The organism is Desertihabitans aurantiacus, from assembly GCF_003344635.1.
Taxonomy (GTDB): Bacteria; Actinomycetota; Actinomycetes; order Propionibacteriales; family Propionibacteriaceae; genus Desertihabitans; species Desertihabitans aurantiacus.
Genome location: NZ_QPKK01000008.1, coordinates 1 through 21,371, shown reverse-complemented (window position 1 = coordinate 21,371; position 21,371 = coordinate 1). Strand labels below are relative to the sequence as shown.

Annotated in this window: 19 protein-coding genes and 2 pseudogenes; 13 read left to right on the top strand and 8 right to left on the bottom strand. The window is 73.9% G+C overall.

What is annotated here, in order from left to right; genetic code table 11:
• Positions 1 to 3: 3 nt before the first annotated feature.
• Together DVA66_RS01860 and DVA66_RS01855 are read left to right on the top strand one after the other, a co-directional pair.
• Positions 4 to 1,020, top strand: a complete 1,017-nt coding sequence (locus DVA66_RS01860) for an ABC transporter ATP-binding protein (protein WP_114558506.1) — start codon at positions 4 to 6, stop codon at positions 1,018 to 1,020.
• Between the two features lie 27 nt (positions 1,021 to 1,047).
• Entirely contained in the window at positions 1,048 to 1,479 is a 432-nt protein-coding gene (locus tag DVA66_RS01855; protein WP_157973774.1) for a hypothetical protein, read from the top strand.
• Positions 1,480 to 1,499: 20 nt separating this feature from the next.
• On the opposite strand, the gene phoU is transcribed toward DVA66_RS01855, so the two are convergent.
• Positions 1,500 to 2,162, bottom strand: coding sequence for a phosphate signaling complex protein PhoU (phoU, locus tag DVA66_RS01850; RefSeq protein WP_114558504.1), 663 nt, complete (start codon positions 2,160 to 2,162; stop codon positions 1,500 to 1,502).
• A 292-nt stretch (positions 2,163 to 2,454) separates the two neighbouring features.
• On the opposite strand from phoU, the gene DVA66_RS01845 reads away from it, so the two are divergent.
• From DVA66_RS01845 to DVA66_RS01835, 3 genes are read left to right on the top strand one after another with little or no spacing between them, the layout of a single operon-like run.
• On the top strand, positions 2,455 to 3,606 hold the full coding sequence (locus tag DVA66_RS01845) for a sensor histidine kinase (protein WP_232821688.1): 1,152 nt from the start codon (positions 2,455 to 2,457) through the stop codon (positions 3,604 to 3,606).
• Positions 3,603 to 4,280 carry a response regulator transcription factor gene (locus DVA66_RS01840; protein ID WP_114125445.1) on the top strand — a complete coding sequence of 226 codons (678 nt, stop codon included), beginning with the start codon at positions 3,603 to 3,605 and terminating at the stop codon, positions 4,278 to 4,280. Before DVA66_RS01845 ends, DVA66_RS01840 begins: the two co-directional genes overlap by 4 nt.
• A complete protein-coding gene (locus DVA66_RS01835) occupies positions 4,280 to 5,236 on the top strand; it encodes a ribose-phosphate diphosphokinase (protein WP_114558502.1) in 957 nt (318 codons plus the stop codon). Before DVA66_RS01840 ends, DVA66_RS01835 begins: the two co-directional genes overlap by 1 nt.
• Positions 5,237 to 5,282: 46 nt before the next feature.
• Here the strand turns inward: DVA66_RS01835 and DVA66_RS01830 are convergent, their stop codons facing one another.
• Positions 5,283 to 5,846 carry a hypothetical protein gene (locus DVA66_RS01830; protein WP_157973773.1) on the bottom strand — a complete coding sequence of 188 codons (564 nt, stop codon included), beginning with the start codon at positions 5,844 to 5,846 and terminating at the stop codon, positions 5,283 to 5,285.
• A gap of 211 nt (positions 5,847 to 6,057) precedes the next feature.
• Here DVA66_RS01830 and DVA66_RS01825 point away from each other — a divergent pair, with 211 nt between their 5' ends.
• From DVA66_RS01825 to ispF, 3 genes and pseudogenes are all read left to right on the top strand, one after another.
• Positions 6,058 to 6,543 (top strand): CarD family transcriptional regulator, encoded by a 486-nt coding sequence (locus DVA66_RS01825; protein ID WP_114558500.1) that lies wholly within the window; start codon positions 6,058 to 6,060, stop codon positions 6,541 to 6,543.
• A gap of 41 nt (positions 6,544 to 6,584) precedes the next feature.
• Positions 6,585 to 7,241 (top strand): annotated as a pseudogene (gene ispD / locus DVA66_RS21485) (2-C-methyl-D-erythritol 4-phosphate cytidylyltransferase); the annotation flags it as partial.
• A gap of 30 nt (positions 7,242 to 7,271) precedes the next feature.
• Positions 7,272 to 7,736: a 2-C-methyl-D-erythritol 2,4-cyclodiphosphate synthase gene (gene ispF / locus DVA66_RS21480; protein ID WP_269801581.1), complete on the top strand. Its 465-nt coding sequence runs from the start codon at positions 7,272 to 7,274 to the stop codon at positions 7,734 to 7,736.
• Position 7,737: 1 nt separating this feature from the next.
• On the opposite strand, the gene DVA66_RS01815 is transcribed toward ispF, so the two are convergent.
• Complete coding sequence (locus DVA66_RS01815; RefSeq protein ID WP_114558498.1) at positions 7,738 to 8,826, bottom strand: neutral zinc metallopeptidase; 1,089 nt, start codon at positions 8,824 to 8,826, stop codon at positions 7,738 to 7,740.
• Between the two features lie 120 nt (positions 8,827 to 8,946).
• Here DVA66_RS01815 and DVA66_RS01810 point away from each other — a divergent pair, with 120 nt between their 5' ends.
• Positions 8,947 to 10,632, top strand: a complete 1,686-nt coding sequence (locus DVA66_RS01810) for a DUF2207 family protein (RefSeq protein ID WP_114558497.1) — start codon at positions 8,947 to 8,949, stop codon at positions 10,630 to 10,632.
• A 55-nt stretch (positions 10,633 to 10,687) separates the two neighbouring features.
• A complete protein-coding gene (locus DVA66_RS01805; protein WP_114558496.1) occupies positions 10,688 to 13,168 on the top strand; it encodes a glycoside hydrolase family 2 protein in 2,481 nt (826 codons plus the stop codon).
• On the opposite strand, the gene DVA66_RS01800 is transcribed toward DVA66_RS01805, so the two are convergent.
• Together DVA66_RS01800 and DVA66_RS01795 are read right to left on the bottom strand one after the other, a co-directional pair.
• Entirely contained in the window at positions 13,134 to 13,565 is a 432-nt protein-coding gene (locus DVA66_RS01800; protein ID WP_114558495.1) for a hypothetical protein, read from the bottom strand. The genes DVA66_RS01805 and DVA66_RS01800 overlap by 35 nt on opposite strands.
• An 83-nt stretch (positions 13,566 to 13,648) precedes the next feature.
• A complete protein-coding gene (locus DVA66_RS01795) occupies positions 13,649 to 14,572 on the bottom strand; it encodes a phytanoyl-CoA dioxygenase family protein (RefSeq protein ID WP_114558494.1) in 924 nt (307 codons plus the stop codon).
• Positions 14,573 to 14,661: 89 nt separating this feature from the next.
• Between DVA66_RS01795 and DVA66_RS01790 the strand changes: the two genes are divergently transcribed.
• Positions 14,662 to 15,564: a helix-turn-helix transcriptional regulator gene (locus DVA66_RS01790; protein WP_114558493.1), complete on the top strand. Its 903-nt coding sequence runs from the start codon at positions 14,662 to 14,664 to the stop codon at positions 15,562 to 15,564.
• Between the two features lie 7 nt (positions 15,565 to 15,571).
• On the opposite strand, the gene DVA66_RS01785 is transcribed toward DVA66_RS01790, so the two are convergent.
• Positions 15,572 to 17,014 carry a glycine hydroxymethyltransferase gene (locus DVA66_RS01785; RefSeq protein ID WP_114558492.1) on the bottom strand — a complete coding sequence of 481 codons (1,443 nt, stop codon included), beginning with the start codon at positions 17,012 to 17,014 and terminating at the stop codon, positions 15,572 to 15,574.
• A 154-nt stretch (positions 17,015 to 17,168) separates the two neighbouring features.
• On the opposite strand from DVA66_RS01785, the gene DVA66_RS01780 reads away from it, so the two are divergent.
• The gene (locus DVA66_RS01780; protein ID WP_114558491.1) at positions 17,169 to 17,960 is read left to right on the top strand and encodes a sulfite exporter TauE/SafE family protein; all 792 of its coding nucleotides are present in this window, start codon (positions 17,169 to 17,171) and stop codon (positions 17,958 to 17,960) included.
• Positions 17,961 to 18,009: 49 nt separating this feature from the next.
• The gene (locus DVA66_RS01775; RefSeq protein ID WP_198671391.1) at positions 18,010 to 18,756 is read left to right on the top strand and encodes a GntR family transcriptional regulator; all 747 of its coding nucleotides are present in this window, start codon (positions 18,010 to 18,012) and stop codon (positions 18,754 to 18,756) included.
• Here the strand turns inward: DVA66_RS01775 and DVA66_RS01770 are convergent.
• Both DVA66_RS01770 and DVA66_RS01760 read right to left on the bottom strand, forming a co-directional pair.
• Positions 18,741 to 21,095 carry a beta-N-acetylglucosaminidase domain-containing protein gene (locus tag DVA66_RS01770; RefSeq protein WP_198671390.1) on the bottom strand — a complete coding sequence of 785 codons (2,355 nt, stop codon included), beginning with the start codon at positions 21,093 to 21,095 and terminating at the stop codon, positions 18,741 to 18,743. The genes DVA66_RS01775 and DVA66_RS01770 overlap by 16 nt on opposite strands.
• Positions 21,096 to 21,170: 75 nt before the next feature.
• A pseudogene (locus tag DVA66_RS01760) lies at positions 21,171 to 21,371 on the bottom strand (hypothetical protein); the annotation flags it as partial.

The window sequence follows — 21,371 nt, the reverse complement described above, 5'->3', positions numbered from 1 at the left end:
CAGATGACGGTGCCATCGGGTGCGGTGGTCGAGGTGGACCGGCTGGTCCGCGAGTTCACGGTGCGCGAACCCGTCCCCGGACGCCGGCTGCGGCGGCGCGCCCGCCGGGTCCGCGCGGTGGACGAGATGACGTTCGCAGTCGGACCGGGGGAGGCCGTCGGCTACATCGGTGCCAACGGCGCCGGCAAGTCGACCACCATCAAGATGCTGGCCGGGATCCTGGTGCCGACCGCCGGCAGCGTGCGCACCTGCGGGCTGGAGCCGATCCGGGACCGGCGGGCGCTGTCGCGGCGGATCGGCGTCGTCTTCGGGCAGCGCTCCCAGCTGTGGTGGGACCTGCCGCTGTCGGAGTCCTTCGCCATCCTCGGCGCCATCCACCGCCTGGAGCCGGACGCGCTGGCGTCCCGGCGGGCGGAGCTGGTGGAGGAGCTGGAGCTGGTGGAGTTCTGGTCCACCCCGGTTCGCCAGCTCTCCCTGGGCCAGCGGATGCGGGCCGAGGTGGCCGCCGCGCTGCTGCACCGGCCCGAGCTGGTGGTGCTGGACGAGCCCACCATCGGCCTGGACGTGCTCAGCAAGCAGCGGCTGCGGGAGTTCCTCGTGCACGAGCGGCGCACCCGCGGGACCACGCTGCTGCTGACCACCCACGACATGGGCGACGTCGAACGGCTGTGCGAGCGGGTGCTGGTGGTCGACCACGGACGGCTGGCCTACGACGGCACGCTGAGCGGGCTGGGCGCGACGGTGGCGGCCGAGCGGATCCTCGTGGTCGACCTGGCCGAGCCGGTCGCCGACCTGCAGGTGCCCGGTACCCGCCACCTCGGCAGCGAGGGGGAGGGGGTGCGCCAGCGGCTGGCCTTCGACCCGGCCACCACCACCGCGGCCGCCGTGCTGGCGGCGGTGCAGACCCGCGCGGAGGTGCGGGACCTGTCGGTGGCCGAGCCCGATGTCGAGGACGTGGTGCGCCGGCTGTGGGCCCGCAACCGCGCGGTCGGGGCCGGCGGGCGTCCCGGATCTGCTTGACTGGTCCGAGGACGAGGAGGCGGTGTGGTGCAGTGGCCGGAGGAGGCCAGCCGGCAGGCCCGGGACGACTTCGAGCGGATGCTCCCCGAGGCGTTCAAGGTGGCCCACCAGGGGCTGGCCACGTACGGGGAGTTCTGGCCCTTCGCGGTGGTGGTCGACCTGGACGGCGGACAGCGGCTGGCGCGCTTCGAGCCCGACCGCAACCGTCCGGGCCCGGGGGAGGTGCTGGCGGCGCTGCGCCGCTCCCTGCGGGAGGGTGAGCCGCTGCGGGCGGCCGCGCTGGTGCTGGACGTGCACGCGCCCGACCTGGGCTCCGACGTCGTCGAGGTGACGTGCGAGCACCTCGGCTCGCCGCCGGTGGCGGTCCGGCGTCCCTACACCCGCCGCCGCTTCGGCGGTCGGGTCAGCTACGCCCCCGACGTGGTCGGGCCGGGGACGCCGTCGCTGCTGACCCGCTGACCGTCGTCGCGGTCAGCCGGTCACGGCCAGTGCGAGGCGCCGGCCGGGGCCTCGCCGGTGACCAGGTAGACCACCCGGGCGCCCATCGAGACGGCGTGGTCGGAGATCCGCTCGTAGTAGCGGCCCAGCAGCGCGCAGTCGACGGCGGCCTCCACGCCGTGGGTCCAGCTGTCGCCCAGCATGAGGCGGAACTGGCTGCGGCGCAGGTCGTCCATCTCCTCGTCGTTGTGCTGCAGCTGCTCGGCCATCTCCACGTCGCGGGACTGCAGGGTGCGCCCGGCGGTCTCGACCATCTGCTCCGAGATCGCGGCCATCCGCTCGAAGTTGGCGCGCAGGGACGCCGGGACGGCGATGTCGGGGTAGCGCAGCCGGGCCACCTTGGCCACGTGCACGGCGAGGTCGCCCATCCGGGCCAGCTCGGCGGCCATCCGCAGGGCCGACACGACGATGCGCAGCTCGCCGGCGACCGGGGCCTGCAGCGACAGCAGGGAGAAGCAGCGGTGCTCGACCTCCTCGCTCATCCGGTCGAGCTCCTCGTCGCCGCTGATCACGCGTTCGGCGATCGCGTCGTCGGCCTGCAGCAGGGCGCGGGTGCTGTCGCGGACGGCGCTCCGCACGATCTGGGCCATGGTCACCAGGTCGATCGTCACCGAGTCGAGCTGTTCGCGGTAGGTCTCACGCATGGGGCACATCCTCAGCAGGGAGTAGTCGTCTGGCGCACGGGCCAGGTCGAGCCTAGGGCCACCCGGTGCCCGTCGCGCCCACAGGGGTGAACGTCACGTGAACGACGGCCGAACTCCGCCCGGGGTGGCCGTCCAGCGGAGTCGGGGCGAATGCGCGGTGCCCCTAGAGTGAACGTCCGTGGACCTCCTTCTCGCGGCTGGACTCGGCTTCCTGCTGGGTGCCACACTCGCGACCTGGATCGTCCTCGGCACCAGGTTCGGGCGGCGACCTACTGCGGATGAACGGTTGGAGATGCCCCAGGTAGCAGTGCCCGACGGGGTGTCGCAGATGCTGGGCGTGCTGCGCTCCGCCGGTGTGGTGGTGGGGCCGCTGGACGAGGTGCTCCAGTCCACCGAGGAGGCCCGGGTGCTCGGGCTGGTGCGCGGCAGCCGGGTGGCCCACCGCGAGCTGCTCGAGCTGGTCCGCCAGGTGCGCGCCGAGCGCCGGGTCCACTCCCTCGACCTGACGCTGCCCCGCGGGCAGGACCAGGAGGGCCACTTCGCGGTCCGGGTCGCCCCGCTGACCGAGGAGCTGTGCGTGATCCTCGCCGAGGACCGCACCACCGCCGTCCGGCTCGAGGCCATCCGGCGCGACTTCGTCACCAACGTCAGCCACGAGCTGAAGACGCCGATCGGGGCGATCTCGCTGCTGTCGGAGGCGGTGGTCGAGGCGGCCGACGACCCCGACACCGTGCGCAGCTTCGCCGGCCGGATGCAGCACGAGTCCGCGCGGCTGACCGGTCTGGTGGCCCAGATCATCCAGCTCTCCGGGGTGCAGGCCGACGACCCGCTGCTCTCCCCGCGCCGGGTCGACGTCGCGGAGGTGCTGGCCGAGGCGGTCGACGTCTGCCGGGTGGACGCCGACGACCGCGACATCGCCCTGACCGTGGTCCCGGGGGAGAGCCTGGCCGTGATGGGCGACGAGACCCAGCTGGCGATGGCGGTGAGCAACCTCGTCCGCAATGCCGTGCTGTACTCCGAGCCGGGAGGCCGGGTGGTCGTCTCGGCCCGCCGGCGCCAGGAGGAGGACGACTCCGTGGTGGAGATCCGGGTCACCGACAACGGCATCGGCATCGGCCAGGCCGACCTCAAACGGATCTTCGAACGCTTCTACCGCGTCGACTACGCCCGCAGCCGCGCCAACGGCGGCAACGGCCTCGGGCTGTCCATCGTCAAGCACATCGCCGCCGCCCACCGCGGCGTGGTGGACGTGTGGAGCAAGGTCGGCCAGGGCTCCACCTTCACCATCAGCCTGCCCGAGCACAGCGTCGACGCGTCGGCCCCCGCGTCGACCTCCGCGCCGGCCTTCGCCGACCCCGAGCCCCCGCCCCCGGCGCCAGCCGCTGCGACCAGCGCGCGCCGGGACCCTGCCGATCCCGACAGCGAGAAGGAGCTGGAACGATGACCCGAGTACTGGTGGTGGAGGACGAGGACTCCTACCGCGAGGCGTTGGCCTTCATGCTCCGCAAGGAGGGCTTCGAGGTGGTCGAGGCCGCCGACGGCACCGCGGGGCTGGCCGAGTACGACCGGGTCGGCGCCGACATCGTGCTGCTCGACCTGATGATGCCGGGGCTGCCCGGCACCGAGGTGTGCCGTCAGCTGCGGGCCCGCGGCCCGGTCCCGGTGATCATGGTGACCGCCCGCGACACCGAGGTGGACAAGGTGGTCGGGCTCGAGCTGGGCGCCGACGACTACGTCACCAAGCCGTTCAGCCACCGCGAGCTGGTGGCCCGGATCCGGGCGGTGCTGCGGCGCGGCCAGGACGTCGAGCTGCTGCCCGACGTGGTCGAGGCCGGCGGCGTGCGGATGGACGTGGAGCGCCACGAGGTGTCGGTGCAGGGCCAGCGGGTGAAGCTCGCGCTCAAGGAGTTCGAGCTGCTGGAGATGCTGCTGCGCAACTCCGGACGGGTGATGACCCGCGGCCAGCTGATCGACCGGATCTGGGGCGCGGACTACGTGGGCGACACCAAGACCCTCGACGTGCACGTCAAGCGGTTGCGCTCCAAGGTCGAGCAGGACCCGGCCAACCCCGTCCACCTCATCACCGTCCGCGGTCTCGGCTACAAGTTCGAGGCCTGATGTCGCAGATCACCGTCTTCTCCGGCTCCGCCCACCAGGGGTTCGCGCAGGAGATGTGCGACATCCTCGGCGTGGAGCTGTCGCCCTCGGTGACCACCCGCTTCAGCAACGACTGCCTGCAGGTCCAGCTGCGGGCCAACTGCCGGCGCCGCGACGTCTTCGTGGTGCAGCCGCTCGTCCCGCCGGTGCAGGAGCACCTGATGGAGCTGCTGCTGATGATGGACGCCGCCCGCGGCGCCTCGGCGGCCTCCATCACCGCCGTCATCCCGCACTTCGCCTACGCCCGCTCCGACAAGAAGGACGCCCCGCGGATCTCCATCGGCGCGCGGCTGGTGGCCGACCAGCTGGTCGCCGCCGGCGCGGACCGGGTGGTGACCATGGCGCTGCACTCGGAGCAGGTGCACGGGTTCTTCTCCGTGCCGGTCGACCACCTCACCGCGCTGCAGGAGCTGGCCGACCACTTCGCCGGGCGCGACCTGTCGAACACCGTGGTGGTCTCGCCCGACTTCGGCGGGGTGAAGTCGGCGGGCAAGCTGGGCCGGTTGCTCGGGGTCCCGGTGGCGGCCGGGTCCAAGCGCCGCCAGGCCGACGACACCGTCGTGATCGACGCCATCGTCGGTGACGTCCGCGGCCGCGACGTGATCGTGCTCGACGACGAGATCGCCACCGCCGGCTCGATGGTGGAGCTGCTCGCGTGCCTGCGCCGCGAAGGGGTGCAGCGGGTGGCGCTGGCCTGCACGCACGGGCTGTTCACCGGCCCGGCGGTGCAGCGGCTGGGGGCGGAGGCCGGTATCAGCGAGGTGGTCTGCACCAACACCGTGCCGCTGCCGCCCGAGCGCCGGGTGGCGAACCTCGAAGTCCGCTCGGTGGCGCCGCTCTTCGCCGAGGCGGTCCGGCGGATCCACCTCGGGGAGTCGGTCAGCAGCCTGTTCCCGCCGGAGCTCACCGAGGGCTGAGAGCTCGCCGCGGGCTGGGTCCGGCGTGACGCCGGACCCGGACGGGTCAGCCCACCAGGTCCTCGGCGTTGGTGATCGGGATGATCAGCGTGGCCTCGCCGGCCCAGGCGAAGGTCAGCGTCACCTCGGCGGTCAGACCCGGCACCACCCCGTCACCGGTGACCGCGAGCCGCGGCCGCTGGTCGACCAGCACCAGCGGGTTCTGCGCCGGGCCGAGCTCCACCGGCTGCTCCAGCTCGATCTCGAGCGGGCCGGTCGGCTGGCCGTCGGGCCCGAACGCCTGGCCGGTGACCGAGACCAGCTGGTCGACGTCGCTGGACACCAGGGTGGCCGAGAGGAAGCCTGAGCCCTCCGCCTGGGAGATGATCCGCAGGTCGCGGACATTCACCAGCGGCATCCGCGCGTCCTCCGGGACGTCCACGTTCACCCCGGCCGCCGGGGTGTACGGCTGCAGCGTCTGGGCGCCGAACCCGCACGCGGACACCCCGGTCGCCAGCCCCACGGCCAGCACACCCGCCGCGACGGCGCGCGACCAGCGGCGCGGGCCCCGACGCGGTGCGGAGGCGGGGCGGGGACCCGACGGGACTCGGGTGGGGACGGTGTTGGGCACGGCTGACCTGCTCCTCCTGCTCGGCTGCGAGCAGCCTACCGACATCTGCCGCCGCGCCCGCCACCCGAGCCCGCCGGAGCCTCCGCGAGGCACACCCGGTCGCCCGTGTCAAGTCCCTTGACTGGCCCGCACCGGCCTCTGGCTAGGCCAAACGGCCCGGGGCGGTGGAACCGGCCGTGGTAGACTCGTCAAGGCGAAAGGGGCACAACAGATGACTTTCACGGTCGGAGAAACGGTGGTCTACCCGAATCACGGGGCGGCCGTCATCGAAGACATCCAGACCCGCAAGATCAAGGGTGAGGACACCCAGTACCTCAAGCTGAAGATCCTCGGCCAGAACGACCTCGTGATCCAGGTGCCGGCGTCGAACCTCGACCTCGTCGGTGTGCGCAACGTGGTGGACGCCGAGGGGCTGGAGAAGGTGTTCGGTGTCCTGCGGGCGCCGCACACCGAGGAGCCGACCAACTGGTCGCGCCGCTACAAGGCCAACCTCGAGAAGCTGCACAGCGGCAACGTGATGAAGGTGGCCGAGGTCGTCCGCGACCTGTGGCGCCGCGAGAAGGGCCGCGGGCTGTCGGCCGGTGAGAAGCGGATGCTCGCCAAGGCCCGTCAGATCCTGGTCTCCGAGCTCGCCCTCGCCGAGCGCGTCGAGGAGGACCGGGCTGAGGTGCTGCTCGACGAGGTGCTCGCCTCCTGAGCACCACCCCAGCACCAGCTGCCGAACCGGTCGCCGCCATCGTGGTGGCGGCCGGTTCTGGCGTCCGGATGGGTGCCGGCACCCCGGCGAAGGCGCTGCGGCTGCTGGCCGGCCGTCCGCTGGTCTGGCACAGCGTCGCCGCCCTGGTCGAGGGCGGTGCCGGCGAGGTCGTGGTCGCCATCCGCCCCGAGCTGGCCGAGCAGTTCGCCGCCGCCCTGTCCGACCTCGCCGAGCGGGTGCCGATCCGTTTCGTCCCCGGCGGCCGGGAGCGGCAGGAGTCGGTGGACGCCGCCCTGGACGCCCTCACCACCGACCACCGCACCAGCGGTCCGCCCGCGGTGGTGCTGGTGCATGACGCCGCCCGGCCGCTGGTGCCGGCCGAGGTGGTGCGACGGGTGGCCGACCGGGTGCTCGCCGGCGACCCGGTGGTGATCCCGGTGGTGCCGGTGGTCGACACCGTCCGGCGTCTGGACGAGCGGGGCTCCACCGGGGTGGACCGCTCCCGGCTGCGGGCGGTGCAGACCCCGCAGGGCTTCCGGCCCGATGTGCTGCGCGAGGGCCACGACCGGCTGCGCGCCGACGGCAGCACCGTCACCGACGACGCCGGCGCCTGCGAGCTGGCCGGGCACCGGGCCGTGCTGGTCGAGGGCTCACCCCGCTCGCTCAAGGTCACCACCGAGCACGACCTGCAGCTGGCCGAGGGTCTGCTCGGGGCGTCCGGTACGACGCTGCGCACCGGCACCGGGATCGACGTGCACCGGCTGGCCCCCGGCCGCCCGATGCGGGTGGCCTGCCTGGACTTCCCCGAGGAGGCGACCGGACCCGTCGGGCACTCCGACGGCGACGTCGTCGCCCACGCCGCCTGCGACGCGCTGCTCGCCGCGGCGGGACTGGGCGACCTGGGCAGCAACTACGGCACCTCCGACCCGGCCTGGGCGGGGGCGTCCGGTCGGGCGTTCCTGGTCGAGACCACGCGACGGCTGGCCGCGGCCGGGTTCCACCCGGTCAACGTGTCGGTCCAGCTGGTCGGTCAGCGGCCCCGCTTCGCCGCCCGCCGGGCCGAGGCGGAGGCGGTGATGGGCGCGGCGCTCGGGGCGCCGGTCAGCCTCTCGGCCACCACCACCGACGGGCTCGGGCTGACGGGGCGCGGGGAGGGGCTGGCCGCGATCGCGACCGCCCTGGTGCGCGGCTGAGCTACTCGACCTCCGAGGCCGGGGCCACGAAGGTGTTGCACACGCCGACGTCGGAGCTCTCGTAGCCGCGTCCGCCCCACAGCTGGCGGCTGGCGCCGCGGCCGTGGTTGCCGACCACGTCCGGGTCGCCGCTCAGCACGTCGTCGCCGATGTTGAACAGCGCCTGGTCGACGCTGGCGAGCTCGGCCTCGGTCAGCTCCAGCGACTGGGCGGTGGAGTGCAGGAACAGCCCGGCCAGGCAGTCGGCCTGCACCTCGGTGCGGCGGGAGATCTCCAGCGCCACCTCCTCGTCGTCGGTGTTGGCCTGCAGCAGCGAGCCCGGCACCAGGATGTTCGCCCGCGCCTGCACGTTGTGGCCGTACTCGTGGGCCATCACCAGCTCGGTCACCCGCGGCTGGCTGAGGTCGGGGATGTAGTCGAACATCAGCGTGGAGAAGTAGACGGCCTGGTCGGCGGGGCAGTAGAAGGCGTTGACCGCCTCCTCGCCCTCGAGGTTGCCGCAGGCCGAGGTGACCTGGTCGCGGTAGACGGTGACCGGCGGGCGCACCTCGGTCCAGCCGGCCTCGGTCAGCGGCGGCTGCCAGGCTCGGGTGAGGCAGGCCATCTGCTCGGTGAGGAAGGCGTCCAGCTCGTCGTCGCTCATCTCCCAGGTGTTGCCCTCGGGCAGCTCGCAGCGGATCGGTACCGGCATCGTCGAGGTGTAGAGCGGGTTGTTCTCCAGCGCGTCGAGGGCCTCCTCGACCGTGGTCGGGTACTCCGGCAGGGGCGGCGGGCTGGAGGACTCCGGCGGCACCTGGTAGTCCTCGTTCTCATAGGCCGAGTCCCCGGCCGAGGTGGACAGCCCGACCACCACCAGCGCGAGCACCGCGGCGGCGGCCAGCCCCGACAGCACCAGGAACAGGGTGCGCAGCGGGTTGCCCCGGCGTGGCGGCGGCGGGGCGAAGTAGCCACCGGCGGGCACCGGGCGGGTGTGGCGCTGCGGTGCTGCCGGCCAGCCGCCGGGCTGCGGCCACTGGGGCTGCTGCCACCCGGACGGGGCCTGGCCCCACGGCTGCTGCTGGCGGGGCGGACCCCAGGGCTGCTGCGTCACGGGCGACAGCGTATCCGTCCCGGTGTCGAGCCCGCCCGGCCCGGACCGCGACCCACTATCGTGTGGCCTGCACCGCCACCTGGTGCACCCGTCGGCCCCGACCCGTCCGTGGAGGCACCCGTGACCCGACCCCTGTCCCGAGCGGTCCTGATGGGTCTGCTGGCCCTGGTGCTCGCGGCCGTCGCCGTGCCGGCACGGGCCGAGGGGAACGCCTCCCTGCTCGACATCCAGGTGCAGGTGGAGAGCTCCGGGGTGGCCCGGGTGACCGAGACGCTCACCTTCGACGGCGAGGTGCCGGAGGAGATCACCCAGCGGATCGCGGTGCGCGAGAACATCCTGGGCGACCGCGAGCACGTCTACGCGGTCACCGACGTCCAGGTCGAGGCGGGCCAGCCGCTCACCCCGGAGGTGGAGCAGGGCGGCGACGCGGTCACCGTCACCGTCCCCACCGCCGGCGTCAGCGGGCCGGTGAGCATCAGCTACACCGTGAGCGGGGCCACCTTCGAGTCGCCGGAGGGCACCCAGTTCCGCTGGCGGGTGCTGCAGGGGCTGTCGGTCAGCGTCTCGGAGGTCACCGGCCAGGTCGCGCTGCCCGGGCTGCCCACCGACTTCCAGTGCCGTTCGGGCGCCCCGGACGCCGCCAACCCCGGGGTGTGCCGGTTCTCCGCGGCCGGCACCGACGACAACCCGGTGCCGGTCTTCGGCGACGGCGCCCGCGGTGAGGGCGAGATGGTCGAGCTGCTGGTCACCGTCCCCGCCGGGGTGGTCGAGGTGACCTCGGTGGAGAACCGCCGCTGGACCCTGGGCGGCGCCTTCTCGGTCGACCCGCTGCCGCTCGGCCTGGCCCTCGGCGTGCTGGTGCTCGGCGGTCTGGCGATCTTCCTGCTGCACCGCCGCGCCGGCCGCGACGCCGCCCCGGGCCAGCCCACCCGGGTGGCCGAGTTCCGTCCGGTGGCCGCGGGCCGCTCGGAGTTCTCGGTGCTGGCCGCCGTCCGACCCGGCCAGGTCGGCACCGTGGTGGACGAGCGGGTCGACCCGATCGACATCACCGCCAGCCTGATCGACCTGGCCGTCCGCGGGCACCTGCGCATCATCGAGCTGCCCCGGGCCGACGAGTTCGCCCGCACCGACTGGAAGCTGGTCCGCCGCTCCGACGGCGACCCGTCCCAGCTGGCCGGCTGGGAGCAGCGCCTCCTCGAGGCGCTCACCCCGCCCGAGGGCCGTGACGGCATCCTGGTCTCCGAGATCGGCCCGACCATCGCCGCCCACATCGCCGACGTGCAGTCCGCGCTCTACGACGACGTGGTCCGCAACGGCTGGTTCGAGCGCCGCCCCGACAGCACCCGCAACCGCTGGGGCACCATCGGCACCGTGGCGCTGGTCGTGGCCGTGGTGGCCACCGGGCTGCTGGTCGCGCTGACCACCTTCGGCCTGCTCGGGCTGGCCCTGCTCGCCGTCGCCCTCGGCCTGGTCTTCGTCGGCCAGGAGATGCCCGCGCGGACCACCGCCGGTTCCAGCCTGCTGGCCGGGCTGGACGCGCTGCGTGCCGAGCTGCAGACCCACCCCACCGAGGAGATGCCGCCGGGGCGGGAGCTGCACGAGCTGTCGGAGGTGCTGCCCTACACCATCGTGCTGGGTGGGCGGGACCGGTGGATCGACGCCATCGTCACCGCCGACGACGACGACCAGGCCGACTCGACCGACCTGGCCTGGTACCACGGCCCCGACCGCTGGCACCTGCAGCACCTGCCCGAGTCGCTGAAGAACTTCATCTCGACCACCTCGGGCAACCTCTTCGCCCGCTGAGCCACCCGCCCCGGCCGGCGCCCACGCCGGCCGGGCCCTGCCCCCGGAGGACCCGATGTCGCGTCTGACCGTCGTCCCACTGAGCACCGGCTGGAGCGTGCAGACCGTCGCCGGCCCGGTACCGGCCGAGGTGGCCGCGGCCGGCCCGGTGCCGGCCACCGTCCCCGGCAGCGTGCACACCGACCTGCTGGCCGCCGGACTGGTGCCCGAGCCGTTCGAGGACGCGAACGAGCGCCTGCTCGGCTGGGTCGGGCTGTGCACCTGGCGCTACCGCACCACGGTTGAGCAGCTGCCGCCCGGCGACCGGATCACCCTGGTCGCGCACGGCCTGGACACCGTCGCCCGGGTCGAGGTGGACGGGGAGGTGGTGCTCGAGTCGCGCGACATGCACCGCACCTTCCGCGTCGACCTCACCGGACGGGTCCGCGCCGGCAGCACGCTCGAGGTCATTTTCGCCTCCGCGGTCCGCGAGGCCGACCGGGCCAGCCTGGAGCTGGGAGCCCGCCCGCACACCAACCACCACCCCTACAACGCGCTGCGCAAGATGGCCTGCGGGTTCGGCTGGGACTGGGGCCCCGACTTCGCCTCCTGCGGCATCTGGCGCCCGCTCGAGCTGCACGGCTGGAGCACCGCCCGGCTGGACGGCGTCCGCCCGCACGCGCTGGTCGACGACGCCGACCACGGCACCCTGCAGGTGAGCGCCGACGTCGCCGGCGAGCGGGACGGGCTGCGGCTGCGGGCCCGGCTGGACGACCGCACCGAGACCGTGGACGTCCCCGCCGACGGTGCCGCCACCCTCGAGCTCGACGCCGGCACGGTGCGGCGGTGGTGGCCGCGCGGGCACGGCGAGCAGGCCCGCTACGACGTCGCGGTCGAGCTGCTGGACGCCGCCGGTGCGGTGCTGGACCGCTGGGACGGCGAGGTCGGCTTCCGCACCGTCGAGACCGAGACCACCCCTGACGCCGACGGCACCCCGTTTACGCTGGTCGTCAACGGGCGTCCGGTGTTCGTCAAGGGCGTCAACTGGATCCCCGACGACGCCTTCCCGCACCGGGTGGACCGGGCCCGGCTGACCACCATCCTCGACGCCGCCGAGGACGCCGGGGTGAACCTGCTGCGGGTGTGGGGCGGCGGGCTGTACGAGTCCGACGACTTCTACGCCGAGTGCGACCGCCGCGGGCTGATGGTGTGGCAGGACTTCCTCTTCGCCTGCGCCGCCTACGCCGAGGAGGAGCCGCTGCGCGGGGAGGTGGAGGCCGAGGTCCGCGACAACGTCACCCGGCTGGTGGGCCACCCCAGCCTGGTGCTGTGGAACGGCAACAACGAGAACCTCTGGGGTCACGAGGACTGGGAGTGGCAGGAGCGGCTGGACGGGCGCACCTGGGGTGCCGGCTACTACCACGAGCTGCTGCCCGCGCTGCTGGCCGAGCTCGACCCGCACCGGCCCTACACCCCCGGCAGCCCGTTCACCCCGCACGGCTCGACCTCGACCACCGGCCACCCCAATGACCCGGCCCACGGCACCGTGCACGTCTGGGACGTCTGGAACGCCCGTGACTGGACCGCCTACCGCGGCTACCGGCCGCGGTTCGTGGCCGAGTGGGGCTGGCAGGCCCCACCGACCTGGGCCACCTTGACCGGCAGCGTGCACGACGACCCGCTGACCCCGGCCTCGCCGGGCATGCAGGTGCACCAGAAGGCGGCCGAGGGCGACCGCAAGCTCACCCGCGGCCTGGTGCCGCACCTGCGGGTGCCCGACGACATGGAGGACTGGCACTGGGCGATGCAGCTCAACCAGGCCTTCGCGCTGCGGGCGGGGCTGGAGCACTTCCGCTCGCTGTGGCCGCGGTGCGCCGGCAGCGTGTACTGGCAGCTCAACGACTGCTGGCCGGTGACGTCGTGGGCGGTGGTGGACGGGGAGAACCGCCGCAAGCCCGCCTTCTTCGCCCTCCGCCACGCCCACGCCGACCGGCTGGTGGTGCTCGCCCTCGACCCGGCCGGCACCGACGACGGACCCGAGGTGCGGCTGGTCAACGACACCGACGAGCCGTGGGAGGACGAGCTGGTGCTCAGCCGGCGACGGCTGGACGGCGACGTGCTGGCCGAGCACCGCGAGCCGGTGCGGGTCGCCCCGCGGCAGACGCTGGTGGTGGCCGTGCCGGCGGCGGTGGCCACGGCCGGGGAGGCGCGCGAGGAGCTGGTGCTGGCCGACGTCGGCGGGGTGCGCACCACCAGCCTGCTGGTCGAGGACCGTGACAGCGCCCTGCGTCCGCCCGAGCTGGACGCCCGGCTGGAACGCACCGGGGACGGCTACCGGCTGGAGGTGACCGCCCGCGTCCTGGTCAAGGACCTGACGCTGCTGGTCGACAAGGTCGACCCGGCCGCCGTGGTCGACGACGGCCTGGTGACCCTGCTGCCGGGGGAGAGCGCGACCTTCGTCGTCCGCTCGGCCGCCGAGCCCGACCTGGAGCGGCTGACCGCGCCCGGGGTGCTGCGCAGCGTCAACCAGCTGGTGGCCGGGCCGGGTCACCGGTGAGCACCCGCACCTCGAGCACGTAGCCGAAGAGCTCGTCCTCCTCCGTCGTCGCGGGCGCGGGCGGCTCCGAGCCGTCCGTCCCGGCGGCGTCGGTGCGCTGCAGCCGCAGGTCGTCGTCGGGGCCGCGCACCTCGGCGGTGCTCAGCACCTCCACGGCCACCAGACGGCTGTGGTGCGGGCCGTGCAGCCCGCCGTAGACGACCCAGTCGGCCCGCTCGGCCGGGGCCGGCTCGTCCCAGCGGATCAGGTCGGTGTCGGGGACGCCGGTGCGTCCGACGAGCTCGGCGAGCGCGGGTTCGTGCCAGGCGGTGAGGCTGGCCTGCAGCCGGGTGCCGGGCCGCACGGTGCGGCGGTAGCACTCGACCTCCCAGCGGGCCGTGCAGATCTGGAGCTCCATGTCCCTCCCTCGGCAGGGTCGTACGAGCAGATCACCCCAGTCCACCACGGGAGTCGTGGGCGAGTGGCACGGGGGTCGCCGGGTCAGCGGTCGCACCCGCCGTCGCGGTCGGGCCGGGTGTGGGGACGGGTGAGGTCGACGGTGCCCTTCCAGGCGTAGGGGTCCTCACCGGCCACCAGGACGATGTCGCGCCAGTCGTGCTTGGCGATGTGCACCCCCTGCGGCGGCGCCTGCCAGGGCAGCAGCGACTCCGCGCTCATGTAGTGGTTGGTCAGCGCCCGGCGGTATCCGTGCCGGCCGGAGTTGCGCAGCGAGCGGTGCAGCAGGTAGCCGTTGAAGACGACCGCCTCGCCCGCGGCCAGCTCCACCGGCACGGCGTCGGCCTCGTCGTAGGGGAAGTCGTAGAGCTCGACCGAGCAGTCGAAGTCGGGGTCGTCGTGCTCGCGGTCGGGGTAGATGACGCCGCGCCGGTGCGAGCCGGGCAGCACCCACAGGCAGCCGTTCTCCACCGTGGCGTCGTCCAGCGCGATCCACACCGCGGTGAGGGAGCGGTCCCGGGTCGGGATGAAGAACTCGTCCTGGTGCCAGGCCTGGCCCGGCTTGCCCTCGGACTTGATGAACAGCATCGACTGCATCGCCTTGACGTTGGGCCCGATCACGGCGGTCAGGAAGTCCACGATCCGTGGCTCGGTGAGCGCGGCCATCGCCACCTCCGAGACCTTGTGCGGCTGGTGGATGCAGAGGAAGCGGCGCAGCAGGTCCGCATCGCTCTCACCCGGGCGCCGCGGCTCCGACCCCCCGATCTGCCCGCGCCCACCCGCGCACAGCTCGACCGCCTCGGTGGTCAGGGACTCGACCTGCGCGGCGGTGAGGGCCTCGGCGAGGATGCCGAAGCCGTGCTGGTCGAAGTGGCGGACGAAGTCCTCGCCGGCGGCGTCGAACCGGCGCAGGGCGTCGGCGCTGACAGCTGCGGGGACGGTGGGGGCGGACGGGACGGTGGCGGTCATCGGTTCTCCTCGTCGAGATCGGGTGGCTGCCATCGTGGTCGCTCGGGGCGGTGCTTGACCATGCCGCGGTGCCGGACGAACATGTCAGGATGTCGTCTGCCGCGACGGTCCGGCTGCCACAGGTGCGGGTCGCCACCGGGACGCGGGTGGCTCGCTACCGCCCGGGTGCGGTGTTCGGCCCGCGACGGCTGGCCGACTTCGAGCTGACCTGGCTGCTCACCGGCTCGGCACGGCTGCGCTACCAGCCCCGCGACGAGCCGCTGCGGACGGTGCCGCTGCGTCCGGGGCTGCTCAACCTGTCCCGGGAGGGCACGGTCGACTGCTACCTGTGGGACGAGCAGACCCCGTCCACGCATGCCTACCTGCACTTCGACCTGGCCGACCCCGGCGCGCTTCCTCCGCCCGCGGACTGGCCCGCGGTGCGCGACCTCACCGTCAGCCCGGTGCTCGGCGGGCTGTGCCAGCACCTGCTCGACCTGGGCAGCACCGAGGACGCGGCCGCGCAGGAGGCCACCGGGCACGCCCTGGCCCTGCTGCTCGACATCTTCGTCCGGCCGGGTCCGGGGACGGGGGAGGGCGCCCCGGCCTGGCTCGAGGGCCTGGTCGACACCGTCGCCGTCCGCTGGGCCGACGCCGGGGTCTCCCGGATCACCACCGAGCAGCTCGCCGAGGCGGTCGGGGTGTCCCGGGGCTACCTCACCGCCCTGGTGTCACGGCAGTTCGGCTGTGGGCCGGCCCAGCTGGTCGAGCTGGTCCGGCTGGCGCACGCCGCGGTCGCGCTGCACCGCAGCAACGCCACCGTGGAGGAGGTGGCCCGCAGCTGCGGCTACGCGACGCCGTTCCACTTCTCCCACCGGTTCCGCCACGTCTACGGGATGCCGCCCGGGCGGTTCCGCCGCACCGATCCGCGTCCCGACCCCTACGGGCCGGTCCGCGAGCACGGGCTGCTGCCGGTGGCCCGGCGGCTGCTCCAGGTGTCGACGATCGGCTGAGGCCGGCTCAGAGCTCCAGACCGGGGTAGAGCGGGTTGGCCTCCAGCAGCTCCGCGATCCGGGCCCGGGTGCGCTCGCCGACCCCGTCGGCCAGCACGTACTTGGCCTTGCCGGGCTGGCCGGTGCTGGCGGTCGCCGGGGTGGTGGCCGACAGCACGCCGGTGATGAGGTCGGCCACCACGTCGAAGTCGGCGGCGTCGAACCCGCGCGAGGTGAGCGCGGGGGTGCCGAGGCGGACCCCGGAGGTGTACCAGGCCCCGTTCGGGTCGGCCGGGACGGCGTTGCGGTTGGTGACCACCCCCGCCTCGAGCAGGGCCGACTCGGCCTGGCGGCCGGTGAGGCCGTAGCTGGAGACGTCGATGAGCACCAGGTGGTTGTCGGTGCCGTCGGTGACGAGCTTGGCCCCGCGGCGCATCAGCCCCTCGGCCAGCGCCTTGGCGTTGTCGGCGACCTGGGCGGCGTAGGTGCGGAAGGCGGGCTGACGGGCCTCGGCCAGCGCGACGGCCTTGGCCGCCATCATGTGCGACAGCGGGCCGCCGAGCACCATCGGGCAGCCGCGGTCGACGCTGGGGGCGTACTCCTCGGTGGCCAGCACCAGACCGCCGCGCGGGCCGCGCAGCGACTTGTGGGTGGTGGTGGTGACGACGTGGGCGTGCGGCACCGGGTCCTCGTCGCCGGTGAACACCTTGCCGGCCACCAGACCGGCGAAGTGGGCCATGTCGACCATGAAGGTGGCGCCCACCTCGTCGGCGATCTCACGCATCCGGGCGAAGTCGATCCGGCGCGGGTAGGCGGAGTAGCCGGCGATGAGGATGAGCGGCTTGAACTCCCGGGCCGCCGCGGCCACCTGGTCGTAGTCGACCCGGCCGGTGGTGGGGTCGGTGCCGTAGGAGCGCTGGTGGAACATCTTGCCCGAGATGTTGGGCCGGAAGCCGTGGGTGAGGTGGCCGCCGGCGTCCAGCGACATGCCGAGCATCCGCTGCTCGCCGAACTTCTTCCGCAGCACCTCCCAGGCGTCCTCGGACAGCTCGTTGACCTGCCGGACGCCGGCCTCGGCCAGCTCGGGCTGCTCGATGCGGTGGGCCAGGATCGCCCAGAAGGCGACGAGGTTGGCGTCGATACCGGAGTGCGGCTGGGCGTAGGCGTACTCGGCGCCGAACAGCTCGCGGGCGTGCTCGGCGGCCACCGACTCCACGGTGTCGACGTTCTGGCAGCCGGCGTAGAAGCGGTGCCCGACGGTGCCCTCGGCGTACTTGTCGCTCAGCCAGTTCCCCATCGTCAGCAGCACCGCGGGGGAGGCGTAGTTCTCCGAGGCGATGAGCTTGAGCGAGGCGCGCTGGTCGGTGAGCTCGCTGCGGATCGCGCCGGCGATGCGGGGCTCGACCGACTCCACCACCTGCAGGGTGGCGCGGTAGGCGTCGTTGACGGCGGGGGTCTGCGGATCGGTCACCGGATCTCCTGGTCGTGGGCGCGGACCCGTCGGGCGCGGGCCCGGTCAATCTACCGGCTGGGACGCGCGCCCGGCACGGTCGTGGACGCCGTCGGCCGGGCGGTCCGGCACTGTGTAGCGTGCCCGCCATGGTCCGCCCCCTCGCCGTGCGCTGATGCCCGTGGAGCAGCTGCTGGGCGACCTGCTGGGTCGCGACCTCACCGGCACCGACGCCGTCCTGGCCGCCGCCGTGCTGCTGCTGGCGGCCTTCGGCGTCGGCTTCGCCAAGACCGCGATCGGTGGGCTGGGCACCGTGGCGGTGGCGCTGTTCGCCTTCGTGCTGCCGGCCCGGGAGTCCACCGCGGCGCTGCTGCTGGTGCTGCTGGTCGGCGACGTCATCGCCGTCACCCGCTACCGCAAGCACGTCGACTGGGCGCTGATCCGCGGGCTGCTGCCCGGTCTGCTGCCGGGGTTGCTGGTCGGCACCGGGCTGCTGGCCCTGCTCAGCGACGACGTCATGCAGCGCGGGATCGGCATCATCGTGCTGCTGCTGGTGGGGCTGCAGCTGTGGCTGCGCCGCCGGGGAGCCGCACCCGCCGAGCCACGGCCCTGGTCCTGGCCGGCCCGGCTCGGGGTCGGCACCGCCGCCGGCACCACCACCATGGTGGCCAACGCCGGCGGGCCGGTGATGACGCTGTACCTGCTCGGCCAGGGCGTGCCCAAGCACCGCTTCGTCGGCACCAACGCCTGGTTCTTCTTCGGGCTCAACCTGTGCAAGGTGCCGTTCAGCATCGGGCTGGGGCTGATGGAGCCGCGGCACCTGCTGCTGGCGCTGGTGCTGGCGCCCGCGGTCGGGCTGGGCGCCTGGCTGGGGATCAGCGTGATCAACCGCATCCGCCAGCAGGCCTTCGAGCTGGCGGTGCTCGGCGCGGCGGCGCTCAGCGCGGTCGCCCTGGTGCTCACGTGACCGGCGGGTGCGACCCCGCCGTCCGCGGCGATGGGGCACGATGACGATCATGACCAGCCGACCCCCCGGCCTGTCCAAGCACGAGGCCATCCGCGACTCCCTGCGCCAGATGGTCCTCGCGATGACCCCGGGCACCGCGCTGCCCGCCGAACGGGAGCTGGCCGAGCGCTGGGGGGTGGCCCGGATGACGGTGCGCCAGGCCATCGCCGCACTGGCCCGGGAGGGGCTGATCCGCTCGGTGCAGGGGCGGGGGAACCTGCGGGCGGCCGAGCACGTGCAGCTGCGGGTCCGGCTGGGCTCCTTCGCCGACGCGCTGCGCGAGCAGCACCTCGACCCGGTCACCCGGCTGCTGGAGTGGACCCGGGAGCCCGAGCCGCTGGCGGCGGTGGCGGCCTTCCTCGAGCTGGGCGACGAGCCGGCCTGGCGGTTGCGCCGGCTGCGGCTCGGCAACGACGTCCCGCTGGCCCTGGAGCGCACCTGGCTGCCGGTGGCGCTGCTGCCCGACCTCACCCAGGAGCAGCTGCGGGGCAGCCTCTACGGGCTGCTGGAGGAGCGTTCGCTGCGTCCGGACGAGGGCGAGGAGAGCGTGGTGGCCGACCTGCCGGACGCCGAGGAGGCGCGGCTGCTCGACATCTCACCCACCCGTCCCGTGGTCCGGCTGACCCGCCGCGGCCGGGCCGGTGGGCGTCCGGTGGAGTACGCCGAGGCCGTGCTGCCGGCCGACCGCTACGAGCTGTGGTTCCCGCTGGAACGCACCGCTGAGCGGCCGGCCGGTCCGCCTCAGCGGGCGGTGTAGACGCCCAGCTCGTACAGCGAGTAGCCCCAGTCGCCGACCCGCTGCACGCCCTGCATCCGCACGAACCGCACGGGCTCGCTGCCGTCGAGCTCGAGCACGTCCAGCGCGCAGGTGCTGTCGCTGACCTCGCGGACCGTGGTCCAGGTCTGCCCGTCGGTGGAGGTCTGCAACGCGTACGCCTCGGCGCAGGCGGCCTCCCAGTGCAGCGTGACGGCGCTGACCACGGTCGGCTCGGCGAGCTCCACCTGCACCCACTCGGTGTCGGTGTAGCCCGAGGCCCAGCGGGTGTTGAGGTCGCCGTCGTTGACGAAGCGGACGTCGAGCCGGTCGAGGTCCTGCTCGACGCTGGAGGCGGTGGCGGTGCCGGCGGGTGCCACGTTCTCGGCCTCGCCCAGCTCCCACAGCTGCAGGGTCAGCGCGGCCTCGACCAGGAACCGGTCGAGCACCCCGTCGGCGATCTTCACCGGGGCCCGTCCCCACCGGTTGTCCGGCGGATCGACCAGCACCGCGGCGGCCTGCTGCTGCGCCTGCGCCGAGCGCTCCACCAGCGCGGCGGCCGCGTCGGCGTCCCCGGCCAGCCGGGCGTCCAGGGCGTCGAGCATGGTCAGCGTCGCCGCGGCCCACCGCTCGGTGGCGGTCAGCCAGGGGGCGGCGTCGGAGACGAACATCGGGTCGACCACGCCGGCGCGGATGGTCTGCGGGGCGGCGGCCATCTCCTCGGCACGGGCCCGCAGGTCGGCCACCGCGGCGGCCCGCTCGCCGGCGTCCCAGCGCTGCCAGAACCGCTCGACGTGCTGCTGCAGCACCGGGGCCTGCGGCTGCCACGGGTCGCCGAAGCTGGGGGCGAGGTGGTTGAGGTCGCCGAAGAGCAGCAGCGCCTCGACGGTCGCGGGGTCGTCCCCGGCCAGGTGGCGCATGGCCTGCTCCCAGCTGGTGGCCGGGTCGTAGTCGCGGTCGTTCCAGGTGAAGTCGAAGATCCCGAACACGGCCACCTTGCTGGCCGAGGCCTGGTTCATCGGGTTGGAGACGATGCCGACCAGGTGCTCCGAGAGCCCCGCCTCGCGCTCGGCGTAGGGGGCCAGCAGCAGCCGTCCGCTGGACTGGCCGTAGTCGTTGACCGGGTAGTTGTCCCACAGGAACACCTGCCCGCCGAAGGCCGCGTCGGCGGCGTCGGCCTGCTCCACGGTGACCTCGGGCGGCACGACGCCCTCACCGGTCCACATCACCACGACGTCCTCGTCGAGGGTGCGCAGCGCGGCCTTGTAGGGCGAGTCCACGGTGTCGTAGTACTCGGTCGGCACCATCTGCAGCGGGTGGGCGCCCTCGTGCGTCTCGATGAACTCGGTCTGGATCCGGTCGAGCAGCTCGGTCTGGGCCCGTCCGGCGGCACCCGGGCCCGCCGCGCCGAACTCCTCCTCGTCGGCCGCGCAGTTCCACTGCCCGTAGGCGATGTCGTCCAGCGGCACCGAGAAGGCCCGGACGCCGATGTCGTACATCTCCTGCAGCTTGGCCACCAGTGCCCGGTAGTCGTCCTCGCTGGAGTAGCAGACGGTGTTGCCGGGGGAGAGGGCGAAGGTGAACCGGACGTGGTGGTCGGTGGCGGCCCCGACCAGCTCGCGCAGCCCGGCCAGCTGCTCGGCGGGGTAGGGCTCGCGCCAGCGCTCGCGGTGGTAGGGGTCGTCCTTGGGGGCGTAGATGTAGGTGTTGGCCTTGAGGTCGCCGTGGAAGGCCATCTGGTCCAGCCGCTCCGCCGGGGTCCACGGCTCGCCGTAGAAGCCCTCGATGGTGCCGCGCAGCGGCATGGAGGGGAAGTCGCTGACCGCGACGCCGGCGATCCGGGCCCGTCCGCGCTCCGGCTCGATGAGCTGGCGCAGGGTCTGCACGGCGTAGTACTGACCGGCCCCGTCGACCCCGCCGAGGGCGACCGTCGGTCCGCCGCGCGGGCTGACCCGCAGCGCGTAGCCCTCGGCCTGCTCGGGCACCGCGACGTCGCCGAGGGCGGCGGCCACGTCGGGCCGGTCGGCGTCGCCGAGCAGGAAGGTGGTGCCGCCCCGCCGCGGGTCGGGGCCCACGTCGACGGTGACGTCGGCCTGCTGCAGCGCCTCCACCAGCAGGTCGCGGGCGGCCGGGTCGGTGCCGGCGTCGGTGACCACCCGGGCGCGCGGGGTGAGCACCAGGTCGCGGCCCTCCCGGGTCATCTGCTGCGGCGTCGGCGAGACCACCGGCAGCTCGGGGACGGCGGCGGCCGGGGCGGCCGGCGGCGTCCAGGCGAGCACCAGCGCGGCGACCAGGCCGGTGGCGGTGAGGGTGGCGGTCGGGAGCAGCCGACGTCGTCGCACGGGGGACCTCCGGGGTGGGGGTGCGGTGTGGTCTAGACGACAGCGTGGACGGTCATCAGACGACCGTCAAGGGTCCTAGGCGATCAGTGGGACGTCCGCGGCGTCGGTCCCGGCCGTCCCGCGCGCCTCCGCCCAGGCCCGCGCGAGCCGCGGCGCCACCTCGGCCAGCTGCTCGACCGGCAGGCAGTGAGGCAGCCGGAGGCGGCGGTCGTGACCACCGCCGGGGGCGAACCGGGGCCCGGCGGCGAGCGCGACGCCGTGGCGGTGGGCGGCGCG

Coding starts and splice junctions, on each gene's coding strand:
- DVA66_RS01860 (WP_114558506.1), top strand. CDS start 4: ATGACGGTGCCATCGGGTGCGGTGGTCGAGGTGGACCGGCTGGTCCGC.
- DVA66_RS01845 (WP_232821688.1), top strand. CDS start 2,455: ATGCCCCAGGTAGCAGTGCCCGACGGGGTGTCGCAGATGCTGGGCGTG.
- DVA66_RS01835 (WP_114558502.1), top strand. CDS start 4,280: ATGTCGCAGATCACCGTCTTCTCCGGCTCCGCCCACCAGGGGTTCGCG.
- DVA66_RS01840 (WP_114125445.1), top strand. CDS start 3,603: ATGACCCGAGTACTGGTGGTGGAGGACGAGGACTCCTACCGCGAGGCG.
- DVA66_RS01780 (WP_114558491.1), top strand. CDS start 17,169: ATGCCCGTGGAGCAGCTGCTGGGCGACCTGCTGGGTCGCGACCTCACC.
- phoU (WP_114558504.1), bottom strand. CDS start 2,162: ATGCGTGAGACCTACCGCGAACAGCTCGACTCGGTGACGATCGACCTG.
- DVA66_RS01775 (WP_198671391.1), top strand. CDS start 18,010: ATGACCAGCCGACCCCCCGGCCTGTCCAAGCACGAGGCCATCCGCGAC.
- DVA66_RS01790 (WP_114558493.1), top strand. CDS start 14,662: ATGTCGTCTGCCGCGACGGTCCGGCTGCCACAGGTGCGGGTCGCCACC.
- DVA66_RS01800 (WP_114558495.1), bottom strand. CDS start 13,565: ATGGAGCTCCAGATCTGCACGGCCCGCTGGGAGGTCGAGTGCTACCGC.
- DVA66_RS01825 (WP_114558500.1), top strand. CDS start 6,058: ATGACTTTCACGGTCGGAGAAACGGTGGTCTACCCGAATCACGGGGCG.
- DVA66_RS01795 (WP_114558494.1), bottom strand. CDS start 14,572: ATGACCGCCACCGTCCCGTCCGCCCCCACCGTCCCCGCAGCTGTCAGC.
- DVA66_RS01805 (WP_114558496.1), top strand. CDS start 10,688: ATGTCGCGTCTGACCGTCGTCCCACTGAGCACCGGCTGGAGCGTGCAG.